This window comes from Psychrobacillus sp. FSL K6-2365, from assembly GCF_038003165.1.
Taxonomy (GTDB): domain Bacteria; phylum Bacillota; class Bacilli; order Bacillales_A; family Planococcaceae; genus Psychrobacillus; species Psychrobacillus psychrodurans.
This window is the reverse complement of sequence record NZ_JBBOOO010000001.1, coordinates 2683341-2697172: the sequence shown is the minus strand read 5'-3', so window position 1 is coordinate 2697172 and position 13832 is coordinate 2683341. Positions and strand designations below refer to the sequence as shown.

Genomic DNA, 13832 nt, shown 5'->3' with positions numbered 1-13832 from the left:
AAAAATGCATGATGAACGAAATGAATGAACTAAATGAATCAAATGAAATAACAAATAAAGGAGCTAATCATATGAAAAAAATGAAGCAATTATTAAAAAATCAAAAAGGTATGACACTTATCGAGCTTTTAGCCGTAATCGTTATCCTTGCTATTGTAGCTGCAATTGCAGTGCCGGCTATTGGGAATATTATTGAGAATAGCAGATATAATGCTGTTAAAGCAGATGCCACTAATGTACTAAGTTCGGCTCAATTATATTTTACGGATAATTCATCTGAAACTGAAGTAAATATAGAAGAATTAATAGATCAAAATTTCTTAGAATCTGAAGGTAAAATACCAACTGATGCTGTAGTAAAAAAAGCTAGCCCTAATACTTTAACAACTAATGCTATTGATTATTCAGGTAGTAAAAAAGTAACATTTAATAATGCTACTTTAAAACAAATAAATGATGATGATAATAAAGGAAGCGAAGAAGGACCATTTACAATTGGTACAGCTACTACAACACCTTAATTAATTCGCTACAGCAGCCCACCGCTGCTGTAGTCCCTTAGTTTTATCTTTGAGCAAATGAATACTTCATTTCCTGAACCATAAAACTAATTACAGCTATGTATAGGGGAGAAGAAAATGTTTAAAAAGAAAACAAAGCGCTATGTGGCTTTAGATTTGAATGAATATATAGTAAGAGCCATAGTGATGGCTGGTTCTGATATCGAGCAAGCAGCCGTTTATGAGTACCCTTTAAATAAAGATATTTTTGAAAACGATATATTAGTAGATGAAATGGCACTATATGAGACTCTGAAGACAATTATAGAATTATGGGGTATCAAGCGTTATAATGTACGATTCTTTGTCCCGGACAGTACAGTTATGATGAAAACGTTTGAGCATCCTTCCGATGTGACATCCGCAAAATTAAAAGGCTATGTGGAGATGGAGCTAGGGCAAACTATACATTTGCCTTTCTCTCAACCACTTATAGATGTATATGATTTCAAACCGGATGACGGAGAGGCGGTCTTGTTTGCAGCGCCTTCTGAAGAAGTAAATAAAATTGCAGGCTTATTAGACGATTTGCATCTAAACCCGACAACTGCAGATGTTAGGTCATTAGCAACAATTCGTTTTTTAGAGAAGACAATCGGTTTGGAAGAAAGATTGAGTTATTTAATCGCAGAATGGTCTATCTCTGGTGTTTCTATTAGTATTTACACTGGAGGAAAAGTAGAATTCCTACGCTATCAAACAATCGATACATTTAAAGAGAAGTGGCAAAGTAAAGAAGAAAATAATGAAACTAGTTTTAGTTATGAGGGACAAATGGAAGAATACCAGTCTCAATTGATCGATCAAATTGCTGAGATAGATCGAATTCTTAACTTTTATCGATTCTCTCTATATAAAGGAGAGAAAGCAGTAGACGAGATAATTATTTTAGGTGATTCACCTGAAATGGATTATATTGCGTCAGAAATGATTGCAAATTTTGTTACACCAGTAAAACACATAGATGATTCTCAAGTACAGGTCTATCATCCAAATTTGAAATCTAAGCATATTCCACTTATTGGACTTGTGTATAGGGAGGCATGATGATGGTTCCAGAAATAAATTTATTGCCTAAAATGGAACGACAAAAGTCCAATTCTATTTTAATTACTGCTATTGGTTTAATTTTATTTATAACGGTAATTCTTTTGTTTTTTGTCCAATATTTTTCTATTAAAGGAGATATAGATACTCTTACAGCTGAAGAAACATACTCAGTAGCTGAAAGAGAAGATTTGACACAATTGCTGAACGATATAAATATGTCCGGGCAAGGGAATATACAGACTTCTGTTTCTTTTGCTGAAAGTGTTTCAAAACCTGTGAGCCCTTTACTAATAGAAATGAATTCTTTATTGGAAGAACATACATATCTTCGGGAATATGAATTTACGAACCAGAGTATAAATATAACAATAGATGTAGAAACGATGATGACTTTGTCTAAATTCGTAGACAAGTTATTAGTAAGTGAATATTTTTCGGATGTGAAGGTAGAGAGTGTCACTCACTTTGAACTCTCTAATTCTACAGAAAGTATAGGAGAAAGGTTTGAGATTATTCCGCGCTACTCAGCAATAATAAATTTAGATGTAAATCAATCTTATTTGGAAAATGGAGGTGTCACTCCATGAACGAATTAGTTAGTGACAAAAAAACTGCATATATATTAATATCTGCTCTTGTAGTAGTTTTGTTGGGGGCAGTTTACTATTTTGTTCTACATCCTCTCAAAAATGAAAAGGAGTCCAAGGAAGTAAGTATAGAAGTTTTACAAGGAGAAGTTGCTGCTTTGAAGGAAGAATATTCTTCTTCTCGATTACAGGACGATTCTACAGAGAATGCATTCTATTTAAAAACGCAAGTTCCATTGACTCGTGAGTTGAATGAACTTATTCGTTCAATAGAAGAAGTTGAATTACTTAGTGAATCTAAAATTCTTTCTGTCGAGTTTAATAATTATGATGGTACGATAGAGGATGCGCAGTTATTACCTGAGACGAGTGAGGAAAATACAGAAACTGAAACGCAAAGTGAGGATGTGTTAACTGATGAACTATCAGAAGAACCACCAGTTTCACCTGTTGCTGAAGCGAGTCTTCCGGAAAAATTAAAATTAATCACTTTCAATATTTCTATTTTAACAAAAAACTACGACTCACTAGTTCTGTTTGTGGAAGAAATTGAGCATTTAAAACGAATATATCGTGTCGATCAAATTACTTTGTCAGCTCCAGGCGAGGAGCAACTTTTGGACGAGGAAGTAGTAAATGACATTGCTGCTAAGATACAACTGACTACATTCTATCATGACGAATAGAAGTAATGGAGAGTTAAAATGACTATTATCTATATGTTCTTATTTTTTTTATACGGTTTAATTTTCGGTTCCTTCTTCAATGTAGTTGGCTTGCGTATTCCGAAAAAGGAATCGATCGTTTGTCCGCCTTCACATTGTACGGTTTGTGATCGTCGCTTAACGATTAAAGACTTAGTGCCTGTCTTTTCCTACGTATTTTTAAAGGGGAAATGTCGAGGGTGTGGGACGAAGATACATTGGGTTTATCCAGTGATGGAATTAGTCACAGGTCTTCTATTTGCGTTTGCTTACTATCAATTAGGTTTCACTTTGGAACTAGCAGTGGCACTATTGTTTATATCACTCTTAGTCATTATTACGGTGTCGGATATTGCATATATGCTAATTCCTGATAAAATCCTAATATTCTTTTTGACTCCTTTAATAGTATTAAGAGTATTTATACCACTTAGCCCTTGGTGGGATAGTATTATCGGGGCGTTTGTTGGTTTTGGTGTTTTATTCCTGATTGCCGTTGTGTCTAAGGGTGGCATGGGTGGAGGGGATATTAAATTATTCTTTGTTATCGGTTTGGTTTTGGGCTGGATTCCGACTTTGTTGACTCTATTTTTAGCTTCTATTATTGGTACGGTTGTCGGTATTATTTCTTTAAGAAGAACTAAACAAGGCAGAAAAACGCCTATTCCTTTTGGACCATCGATTGCTATAGCGGCTATTATTTCTTATTTTTACGGTGAGATGCTTGTCGATTGGTATGTGAATTTGTTTTTTTAACTCGATAACTTTTTTGGACGAGCCGACATAGGTCTCGTCTTTTTTTATAATCTTCGTGATAAGGTTATGAAAAAGAGGTGATTCTATGCCAATTGGTAGACGCAATAATACGAGAAAAAAAGTAATATTAGCTGGTATACAAGGATTGATCATTGGAGTTGTCGGAGTGCTATTGTTCGGATTATTATTAAATTTAGCTAATGATAAAAAGGCTGAAAGTGAAGAGACTGAAATAACAAAACCAAAAGATGAAGACAAAAAGGTAGAGGTCACAGGGGAAGTTGAGGAAAAATCTCTACCTTTTCAAGCAAAACAATACGGCATGTTCACTTCCAAAGAAAGTGCGATGGCTTTTATTGGATCACAGCCTTCCCTTGCAAAAGCGAGCATTTTCCAAGTGGAAAACCAGTTTTTTGTTTGGAGTGATCTATATGTTACAACTATTCCTACACAAGAAGCAGAAGTACTACCTACCTTTATAAAGAGTTTGTATGTTTCGACGGACAGTTGTGATGATCCTAAAGTAATAAAAGTTATGGAGTTAATACAACAAGAGAATTTAAGTAAAAAATTTTTCGAGTCTATCGAAAAAAAGGAAGATTATCCGGATGATTTAATGGAAATAGTTCAAGCTATATCAGCATTTTCGGAAGTTCCTTCTGTCATGAGATCACATATTTTTTCGCATTATGTTGCGACGAACAATTGTCTAAAATTGAATTTTTAACGCTTATTTGTGGTGAAAATTCAATTGTTGTTTTTTATACACAATTCCCTTATTTTCAATTGTTTTGTATGCTATTGAAAAGGAGGAATAGAAATTGAAACTAACAACTAATCATCGCTTTATCTTAGCTAGTGAGTCGCCTAGAAGAAAGGAACTCTTTAGTAAACTCGGTATCCCATTTGAAGTGAAAGCTTCAGGAGCTGCAGAAATAGTGGAAGAAAATCTTAGTGTAGAAAAAGTAGCGATGAACATCGCTATTGGCAAAACAACCTCTATAATAAATGAAAATCCTTCAGCAATTGTCATTGCCGCAGATACAATTGTGAGTTTTGGGGATGAATTATTGATGAAACCGATAGATAATGCTGAAGCGAAGAAGTATCTACAAAAACTTTCTGGAAATACACACCAAGTGACTACTGGTGTTGCTATTTATGGCGAGGGCTGTTCGATTAGTTTTGCGGAAACTACTTCGGTAAAGTTTTTTGATCTCCCTGAAGATCAAATTGATGCTTATGTAGCAACAGGAGATTCTTTAGATAAAGCTGGCGCTTATGGAATTCAAACGATGGGTGGGTTATTCGTCGAGAGTATTCAGGGAGATTATAATAATGTCATTGGACTTCCAATCAGTCGTTTGTTTAAAGCATTATTGTCACTGCGTTTGATAGAAATTGAGCGAGTGGTGAATTCATGAATTCTAAGTTACCGGACTCCCTTATGATTCGCGATGTTCATGTGTCTGATCGACCTAGAGAACGACTACTCAGACAAGGTGCCTCAAGTTTATCAAATCAAGAACTGATTGCAATCCTGCTTCGTACTGGTACGAAGCAGGAGTCTGTTCTCCATCTCGCAAACAGTGTCCTCAATTACTTTGAACAAATTCAAGAACTAAAAAATGCTTCAATCGAAGAAATAACAGCAGTTAAAGGAATTGGACAAGCGAAAGCCGTTCAATTGCTTGCAGCAGTTGAGTTAGGGAAAAGACTTTCTCAGCAAAAGACAGATGACAAATTTACGATTCGTTCTCCGAAAGATGCCGCTACATACTTAATGCATGATATGACCTCACTGAAACAAGAACATTTTGTTGTCCTTTTTTTGAATGTCAAAAACCAAATACTTCATAAGCAAATAATTTTTATTGGATCTCTTAATGCTTCTATAGTTCATCCAAGAGAAATTTTCCGCGAAGCTGTAAAGCGTTCAGCTGCCTCGATAATTTGTGCTCATAATCATCCCTCCGGCAATCCGACACCATCAACAGAAGATATTGATGTGACTAAAAGACTATATGAAGCAGGTATACTCATGGGCATAGAATTGCTCGATCACGTTATTATTGGTGATCATCAGTTTATTAGCCTAAAAGAAAAAGGGTATATGTGACACTGTGCATTTTCCGTTCTATCAGTTATAATGAGAGTTATGACTTTATGACAACGAAGTAAAACTTGTTTGAGATAGAAAGGGAGTAAATAATTGTGTTTGGATTTGGATCAAGAGATTTGGGTATAGACTTAGGGACAGCGAATACGCTAGTTTTCATTAAAGGAAAAGGGATTGTACTTAGAGAGCCGTCAGTTGTAGCAAAAAATGTACAAAACGGTGCTATTGTTGCTGTAGGGAACGATGCGAAAAATATGATCGGCCGTACGCCAGGTTCAATAGTTGCGATTCGCCCTATGAAGGATGGAGTTATCGCAGATTTTGATACAACTTCTGCAATGATTGAATATTATTTAAAAAATGCGATGAAGGCATCTGGAATGTCATGGAGCAAACCAAATGTGATGATTTGTGTGCCATTTGGTATTACTTCTGTGGAGCAACGAGCAGTAATTGACGCTGCTAAGCAAGCAGGCGCACGTGATGCCCTAACTATAGAGGAGCCTTTTGCGGCTGCAATTGGTGCAAATTTACCTGTGTGGGAACCTACTGGAAGTATGGTCGTTGATATAGGTGGAGGTACTACAGAAGTTGCGGTAATATCATTAGGCGGTATTGTTACAAGTGAATCAGTTCGTGTTGCAGGGGATTCAATGGACCATGCAATTACTGCATATATACGAAAAACGTATAACTTAACGATTGGTGAACGAACAGCTGAAGCGATTAAAATTGAAATTGGTTCTGCGAGAGTAACCGATCAAATCGATAAAATGGATATTCGCGGACGTGATTTAGTTACTGGATTGCCGAAAACAATTGAAATTACCTCAAAAGAAATTTCAAATGCGTTACGTGAGTCAATTTCTTCCATTATTGATGGAGTGAAAAAGACATTAGAGCAAACTCCCCCTGAACTATCTGCGGATGTAATGGAGAGAGGTATCATGTTAACCGGCGGTGGTGCTTTACTGAAAAACCTAGATAAAGTTATCAGTGAACAAACGAATATGCCTGTATTTATTGCGGAAGATCCTCTAGATTGTGTCGCAATTGGTACTGGGAAAGCGTTAGATCATATGAATATATTGAAACGTCAACAAACGAAACACTAAGGAGAAGTGTGATATGCCACAATTTTTTTCGAATAAGCGATTAATATTGCTGCTTGTAGGGATGATTTTTCTTGTGGCGCTCATCAGCTTTTCTTTGCGAGATCGAAATCATGCATCCCTGCCTGAACAGCTGATAAAAGATGTGGTCGGTTTTGGACAATCTATGTTTTCCAAACCGACCCAATATATAACGGGTGTTTTTGATAATGTAGAATCTTTACTTAATACATATGATGAAAATAAACGATTAAAAGTAAGATTAGAAGATTATGTAACACTACAAGCCTCCGTAAATGATCTACGTCTTGAAAATGATGAGCTTCGCAAAATTGTCGATAAGGAAGAGAATCTTCGTGCTTATAATCCTATCCAATCGACTGTAATCGCTAGAAACCCCGATCAATGGGAAGAAAAAATTATAGTTGATAAAGGCGAGATTCATGGAGTAATGGAAAATATGGCAGTAATGACTGCTCAAGGGTTAATTGGGAAAGTAATATTAACCACACCTTATACTTCTACTGTGGAACTTTTATCTACACAAAATCCAAACTATCGGGTTTCTGCTGTAATTGCTGAAGGTGAAGAAGTTTTTGGACTTATTGAAGGATATGATGAAAAGCGTAAAGAATTAATACTAAAAAGAATCGATTCCGAATATGAAGTGAAAGTAGGTCAAAAAGTAACTACTTCTGGCCTAGGTGGTATCTTCCCGAAAGGTATTCTGATTGGGGAGGTAACAGAAATCACAACGGATGATTATGGCTTAACTAAATTAGCATATGTCAAACCTGCTGCTAGCTTTTCTATTTTAGATCATGTGATTATTTCTAAACGTACAATTACTAATGTGGATGGTACAGATGGAGGAAATACAGGTGCTGATTTATTAGAAGGTGAAGGGGACGGCTCATGATTCGTTTTCTAGTTATTGCAATTTCGGTTCTATTGTTTTATTTAGAACCGATTTTTGGTCTTTTTTCTCCCGTTGAATTGAATAGTGATTTTTATGTATTAGTTCCACGTTTTCTTATCATTTATCTGATCTTTGTAGCCATCTATTATGACCGAAAACGCGCAATGCTCTATGGATTGTTTTTTGGGCTCTTGTATGATGTCTTTTTCATTGATATTATTGGATTATATTCTTTTATTTATCCTCTAATGTGTTTGGTTGCTAGTTATACTGTTAAATACATTCACCAACATCTATTGGTTTCTACTATTCTAACCTTGCTTCTAGTAGCAGGGGTAGAGTTATTATTGTTCTTATTTTATACTTTCATCGGTATTAAAACGATGACCTTTACTTATTTTTATCAACATAATCTCATTCCTACAATGATTGCAAATGCAGTATTTTTATTGATGTTCGGATGGGCTTTTAAATATATTCTTCTAAATAGGTTTAATCAAAAAGCCTTATTGCTTCAAAAATAGCTTGTTGATTTAACAGTAAATCTGAGGTGACTTGATTGACAAAAAAGCAGTTAATATTTATTAAAGGAACGAAAGAGGGCCTTGTATTACGCCTAGACGATCAGTGTTCATATGCAGAGCTTTTAGATGAATTAACAAAAAAGGTTTCTGATGAAGGTTTTGAAGGTCAAGCGGAAGTACTTTTACATTTAGGTTATCGTTATTGTAACGATGAACAGACGAAAGAAATTATATCTTGCGTCCAACAAACTGAACATCTACGGGTGACTAAAATCCAAAGTGAAGTTATGACAGTAGAAGATTGTAATAGAAGATTACTAGAAAATCAGTCAGAAACTTATGTAGGGATTGTTCGGTCAGGACAAGTCATTACTGCTTTGGGGGATTTGGTTGTTGTCGGTGATGTGAATCCAAATGGAAGAGTCGTTGCTGGAGGGAATATTTTCGTCCTTGGTCGTCTGAAAGGAATAGCCCATGCAGGATCATCTGGTAACAAAGATGCAGTTATAGCTGCTTCTTGGCTAGAAGCCACGCATTTAATCATCGATAGTGTGGTTGAAACAATGACGGATGAGCTGACTGTTCTATCGGAACAACCCGAAATGGAATGTGCTTATTTACATACTAATGGTTCAATCGCAATTGATCGATTACAGGATCTTCGTCTGTTAAGACCAAATTTATCAACATTTAAAGGAGGAAGCTAATGTGGGAGAAGCAATCGTTATAACTTCAGGTAAAGGTGGGGTCGGTAAAACGACAACAACAGCTAACCTTGGAACTGCATTGGCCCTGCAAGGGAAAAAAGTTTGTTTAATGGATACGGATATTGGATTACGTAACTTGGATGTTGTTCTTGGTCTTGAAAATAGAATTATCTATGATCTAGTAGACGTTATAGAAGGCAGATGTAAGATTCATCAAGCGCTAGTGAAAGATAAGCGCTTTGAGGATAGACTTTATCTTCTTCCTGCAGCTCAAACTGTGGACAAAAACGCCGTAAATCCAGAACAAATGAAAGAACTTGTTTTAGAGTTAAAACGTGAATATGATTATGTCTTAATTGATTGTCCAGCTGGAATTGAACAAGGCTATAAAAATGCGATTGCAGGTGCGGATAAAGCAATTGTAGTTACTACACCGGAAATTTCGGCAGTACGTGATGCAGATCGTATTATTGGGTTACTTGAGCAAGAAGAAACAATCGATCCACCAAAGCTAATCATCAATCGAATTCGTCAGCATTTGATGAATAAAGGAGATGCACTGGATATAAATGAGATTACTACTCACTTATCCATTGATTTATTAGGAATTATAGCGGACGATGAAAGTGTTATTACTTCATCTAACAAAGGTGAACCAATCGTTATGAATCCGGCAAATAGAGCTGCTCTTGGGTACCGTAATATCGCTCGTCGTATTTTAGGTGAATCGGTGCCATTAATGTCCATGGACCTTCCTAAAACAGGTGTTCTTACTAAAATTAAATCTATTTTTTCTAAATAATATAGAAGACCGACTGCAGAACTTTGATGCAGTCGGTTTGTTTTTAGTATACAAATATGTATCGTGAAAACTGGGTTATTGATTATTAAAAAATGATTACCCCCGCTGGAGTCGCCGTCTTGCGCTCTAATCAATTATGTGGGTAGCTACTATCCATTCATTAAAATCACGCTATTATGGAAAACACGGTGAATATGCAGGGTCATATAAAGTCACTAACCATTGCTCTCGACTCAGTGAGTAGAAAGCAACTTTTAGTAATTCGATTCTATATATTTAGGCTGTGCATTAGTAGTGTAATTTAGTAAAATTACCCATTACGCAAGTAAAAGGTAATTGTTCGCAAGTAAATATAGGCATAGAGCGAATAAAACGTTTAAGACCGCAAGTAAGCAGCGAGTAGGAGCAAGTAAAGATAAACTAAGAATAAATCATCATTAAATATATGTATATGCTTCTTGAGTATTTAAAACAGTATTTCCGGTATTTTGAATGATATAGAATAAAAGGATTGCATGCAAAGTAGAGGTTCTGGATTTGTTATCAAGCATCTTAAAAGGCATTTCTTATCTATTTCTCACCTAGTAAAACAGTATATGACTTAAAGTATCTATAGAGTAACGTTAGAGCTCCCGAAATTGTATCTTCGGGAGGCTATCTCTATGAATAGGAAAGTATCTTTTCTCTAGTTATACAAAATCGCTCTTACCTGTTTCTAATCGTTGTAGAAGGGCGACGTACAGATAAACACCATAAGCTTACCGAAAAAAGGATGCTGGTTGGTTGTAACGAACGCTACAACCAACCAGCATCACTAAAAATTCACTCGGTAATCATATAGAAAAAACGTCTGTCCAAAGCGCTTCGGAAACGCTAGAAACTGGTTTTGACCTTAAAGAGCGAACTGTACTTTTTTTATAAAGAAAATATCAACTATTTCCTCAGAAACTCTTAATTAAAGGATGTATTCATTAAATAACCTCGTCCTTCATATATTCTTCTTAGGGGGAATGTTATGCTTACGAAAAGAAAATGGGTACTTTCATTTGTATTTGTATTATCATTTATTTTATTAGCAAAGTTAGAGGGAAATAGTACCTTATCAACCAATTATGCAAGCCTATTATTAGAACCACAAAAACCAACAGAAATATATAAACAAGCAGTTGCTTGGATTACACGCTCAGATGAATTAATCAGTGTTAGTGCACCTGTATCTAATCCTCCATTAATCGAATATAAATCGATTCAGCCTTTAGAAGACGGTGCAGTTCTATCGATTGATAAATCGCAAGATCTGTATGCGTCTGAGGATGGACTAATTGTCTTTACTGGTTATAGAAAGAAGACTGGTAAAACGTTGTCTATTTTATATGATACAGGAGAAACTGCCACATACGGTTTTGTAGATGAGTTTAGTCAATTGCCATATACGACTGTAAATGCGGGAGACATCTTTGGGACTATTGAAAATGAAATTCTATATGTTCAGGTGGAGAAAGAAGGAGAGATGTTGGAAACGGATGAGCTTATTGAGTGGCTTGCCGTAACCTATGAATAAACAACTATTTCGTGTCCACCCTATAATGATTCCTTTTTTTCTTTTCTTTTATCTATCCGGTGAAATAGCTATGTATGCACTCGTGTTTAGCTCGTTGTTGGTTCATGAGCTTGGGCATCTATTCGTTGCAGTATGTATGGGTGCAAAAGTTCAATCTTGCACTATCTTACCATATGGCGGCGAAATAAAGATGGAGCAATTCTCTAAGCACTCGAAAACAATGCAGGTTTGTGTAATCTTGGGTGGACCATTTTTTACGCTTCTTTTGCTCTTGTTTGGTATGCTTGTAGATTTTCCGCAGGCTAATATATTTATCATGACTCAAATTCTTATTTTAGGCTTAAATCTCTTGCCAATCTTTCCTTTAGATGGAGGGCGAATCATACATTCTATTTTTCCTGATAGGTATGAGGGGCTGATTGGCTTTTCAGGATGTATTTGTGTTGTCATTTTTACGATAAGTTGTTTTTATTTTCCGAAAGGTTTGGTTTTTACGCTTATATTTTTGTTTCTTGCCTTTCAAAACTTATCTTATTGGAGATTTCGTAAGTACAAGCTTGCATTTGATTGGATAACGAAAAGTGCTTGACTAAGAATTTTATGTGTGATAATATTTTAATGTTATTGTTTGTAGCAGCACCCGTTGCTACAACCGCTCTGAAAAGGTTCAAGTATTCGAGTTTCGAATCACCTTTTGGAAGGCGAGTCTTAGTCTAAGAGGAGGTGCAAGTATGTACGCAATTATTGAAACTGGTGGTAAACAAATCAAAGTTGAACAAGGGCAAGAAATCTACATTGAAAAATTAGATGCTAATGCTGATGAAGTTGTAACTTTTGAAAAAGTTTTATTCGTAGGTGGAGAAGATGTTAAAGTTGGCGCTCCATTCGTGGAAGGTGCTAAAGTTACAGCGAAAGTTGTAAAAAATGGCAAAGCTAAAAAAATTACAGTCTTCAAATACAAAGCGAAAAAGAACTATCACAAAAAACAAGGTCACAGACAGCCATACACTAAATTAGTAGTAGAATCTATTAGTTTATAAGATGATTAAAGTGACTATAACAAAAGACCAATCGGGTCATATTCATTCTTTCGAGATGAAAGGCCATGCTGATTTTGCGGAACACGGAAAAGATTTAGTATGTGCAGGAGCTTCTGCTGTATCCTTTGGTGCAGTTAATGCTGTAATCGCACTTACGGAAATCACGCCCATTATTAAGCAAAAAGGGGACGGAGGCTATTTATATGTCGAGGTTCCAAGCATATCAAATTTAGAAAAGGCTGCTCAAATACAGCTAATTCTAGAAGCGATGATTGTTTCTTTACAAACGATTGAGCAAGATTATGCCAAGTATATAAAAATAACCTTCAAAAAGTAGGAGGTGGAACATATGTTAAAATTAAATCTTCAGTTTTTCGCATCCAAAAAAGGAGTAGGTTCGACTCGTAACGGTCGTGACTCTCAATCGAAACGTCTAGGCGCTAAACGTGCTGACGGACAATTCGTATCAGGTGGATCAATTTTATACCGTCAACGCGGGACTAAAATTCATCCAGGTGAAAACGTTGGACGTGGTGGAGATGACACACTTTTTGCGAAAGTTGACGGTGTAGTGCGCTTTGAGCGTTTCGGCCGCGACAAGAAAAAAGTAAGTGTATATCCTGTAGCTCAAGAAGCTTAATGAATAATAAAAGGACTGCATTTATGCAGTCCTTTTTGATTTCTTAGGAAATTTTAATTTATGGCATATAGATAACTTTTCACATGTGATTCTCTGTCTAGACTCCAGTGCTTTTGTTATTTCAAAAATTTCATATAAGTAAGATATACTCTAAAAGCAAAATAGAACTATTCCTGTTATACTAGTAAAGATAGTAAATGTTGGGATGTGTCTAATATGGATCATAACGAAATTACTTTAAATGAAGTACTTCGGCATACAATGCATGATTTTTTAAATAATATGCATATATTACAGATGAACATAGATATGGGAAAGCCAGAGGAAGCTAGGGCTTTAATACAAAAGTATTCCCAAAAATGCAATCAATTTTTTGATATAAATAATATTGGCTTATATAAAACCAATGAATGGTTACAAACGTTTGGTATTAAATATAATCAATTAACTTTAGATGTTCAAACATCTCTTCTAAATAGAAAAGCAGAAAAATACGATGATGCTTTAAAAGATTATCTAAATAGATTTGTACAAGCTATTTACCCACATTTTAGAGGATATCAAGAGCAGTTACTGAAAGTTCATATCATTTCAGATGAATTTTTGGAAATACTAATAGATATTCGGGGAGATTGGTCTAATAATAAGTGGCAGGATGAATTAACAGGAGAGTTATTTCAACTGCAAGTATTAGAAACTACCGACAATTCGATAAAAGTAAAACTAATTGCAAGTGGAAGATTGGAGTGAG

At 35.6% G+C, this 13832-nt stretch carries 19 protein-coding genes and 1 other annotated feature; all 19 genes read left to right on the top strand.

Features of this window, described 5'->3' with window-relative positions; translation table 11 throughout:
• The first annotated feature begins 8 nt into the window (after positions 1–8).
• The 19 genes from MKY29_RS13475 to MKY29_RS13385 all read left to right on the top strand — a co-directional run bounded on the left by MKY29_RS13475 (position 9) and on the right by MKY29_RS13385 (position 13831).
• Complete coding sequence (locus MKY29_RS13475; RefSeq protein ID WP_340880062.1) at positions 9–521, top strand: prepilin-type N-terminal cleavage/methylation domain-containing protein; 513 nt, start codon at positions 9–11, stop codon at positions 519–521.
• A gap of 117 nt (positions 522–638) precedes the next feature.
• Positions 639–1607, top strand: coding sequence for a type IV pilus biogenesis protein PilM (gene pilM, locus MKY29_RS13470; protein WP_340880061.1), 969 nt, complete (start codon positions 639–641; stop codon positions 1605–1607).
• A 2-nt stretch (positions 1608–1609) separates the two neighbouring features.
• On the top strand, positions 1610–2197 hold the full coding sequence (locus MKY29_RS13465; protein WP_340880059.1) for a PilN domain-containing protein: 588 nt from the start codon (positions 1610–1612) through the stop codon (positions 2195–2197).
• Positions 2194–2883, top strand: a complete 690-nt coding sequence (locus MKY29_RS13460; RefSeq protein ID WP_340880058.1) for a potassium transporter — start codon at positions 2194–2196, stop codon at positions 2881–2883. Before MKY29_RS13465 ends, MKY29_RS13460 begins: the two co-directional genes overlap by 4 nt.
• 18 nt (positions 2884–2901) lie before the next feature.
• A complete protein-coding gene (locus MKY29_RS13455; RefSeq protein ID WP_340880057.1) occupies positions 2902–3657 on the top strand; it encodes a prepilin peptidase in 756 nt (251 codons plus the stop codon).
• A gap of 85 nt (positions 3658–3742) precedes the next feature.
• Positions 3743–4384, top strand: a complete 642-nt coding sequence (locus tag MKY29_RS13450; protein WP_093496525.1) for a hypothetical protein — start codon at positions 3743–3745, stop codon at positions 4382–4384.
• A 94-nt stretch (positions 4385–4478) separates the two neighbouring features.
• Complete coding sequence (locus MKY29_RS13445) at positions 4479–5081, top strand: Maf family protein (RefSeq protein WP_093496526.1); 603 nt, start codon at positions 4479–4481, stop codon at positions 5079–5081.
• Entirely contained in the window at positions 5078–5776 is a 699-nt protein-coding gene (gene radC / locus MKY29_RS13440) for a RadC family protein (RefSeq protein WP_340880056.1), read from the top strand. The genes MKY29_RS13445 and radC overlap by 4 nt, the downstream gene beginning before the upstream one ends.
• Before the next feature lie 95 nt (positions 5777–5871).
• The gene (locus MKY29_RS13435) at positions 5872–6891 is read left to right on the top strand and encodes a rod shape-determining protein (protein ID WP_241596654.1); all 1020 of its coding nucleotides are present in this window, start codon (positions 5872–5874) and stop codon (positions 6889–6891) included.
• Positions 6892–6904: 13 nt separating this feature from the next.
• Positions 6905–7807 carry a rod shape-determining protein MreC gene (gene mreC, locus MKY29_RS13430; RefSeq protein WP_090564018.1) on the top strand — a complete coding sequence of 301 codons (903 nt, stop codon included), beginning with the start codon at positions 6905–6907 and terminating at the stop codon, positions 7805–7807.
• Positions 7804–8331, top strand: coding sequence for a rod shape-determining protein MreD (gene mreD, locus MKY29_RS13425; protein ID WP_090564016.1), 528 nt, complete (start codon positions 7804–7806; stop codon positions 8329–8331). Before mreC ends, mreD begins: the two co-directional genes overlap by 4 nt.
• A gap of 35 nt (positions 8332–8366) precedes the next feature.
• Positions 8367–9038, top strand: a complete 672-nt coding sequence (gene minC / locus MKY29_RS13420; RefSeq protein ID WP_090564014.1) for a septum site-determining protein MinC — start codon at positions 8367–8369, stop codon at positions 9036–9038.
• 1 nt (position 9039) lies between these two features.
• On the top strand, positions 9040–9840 hold the full coding sequence (minD, locus tag MKY29_RS13415) for a septum site-determining protein MinD (protein WP_340880054.1): 801 nt from the start codon (positions 9040–9042) through the stop codon (positions 9838–9840).
• Positions 9841–10855: 1015 nt separating this feature from the next.
• Positions 10856–11401 carry a peptidoglycan DD-metalloendopeptidase family protein gene (locus MKY29_RS13410; RefSeq protein ID WP_093496530.1) on the top strand — a complete coding sequence of 182 codons (546 nt, stop codon included), beginning with the start codon at positions 10856–10858 and terminating at the stop codon, positions 11399–11401.
• Between the two features lie 25 nt (positions 11402–11426).
• Positions 11427–11990 (top strand): metalloprotease, encoded by a 564-nt coding sequence (locus tag MKY29_RS13405; RefSeq protein ID WP_340880053.1) that lies wholly within the window; start codon positions 11427–11429, stop codon positions 11988–11990.
• Between the two features lie 51 nt (positions 11991–12041).
• Positions 12042–12120, top strand: a sequence feature (ribosomal protein L21 leader region).
• Between the two features lie 12 nt (positions 12121–12132).
• Complete coding sequence (gene rplU / locus MKY29_RS13400; protein WP_090564007.1) at positions 12133–12441, top strand: 50S ribosomal protein L21; 309 nt, start codon at positions 12133–12135, stop codon at positions 12439–12441.
• Between the two features lies 1 nt (position 12442).
• A complete protein-coding gene (locus MKY29_RS13395) occupies positions 12443–12778 on the top strand; it encodes a ribosomal-processing cysteine protease Prp (protein WP_093496532.1) in 336 nt (111 codons plus the stop codon).
• A 12-nt stretch (positions 12779–12790) separates the two neighbouring features.
• Complete coding sequence (rpmA, locus tag MKY29_RS13390; protein ID WP_090564003.1) at positions 12791–13081, top strand: 50S ribosomal protein L27; 291 nt, start codon at positions 12791–12793, stop codon at positions 13079–13081.
• Positions 13082–13297: 216 nt separating this feature from the next.
• The gene (locus MKY29_RS13385; protein ID WP_093496533.1) at positions 13298–13831 is read left to right on the top strand and encodes a Spo0B domain-containing protein; all 534 of its coding nucleotides are present in this window, start codon (positions 13298–13300) and stop codon (positions 13829–13831) included.
• The last annotated feature ends 1 nt before the right edge of the window (position 13832 follow it).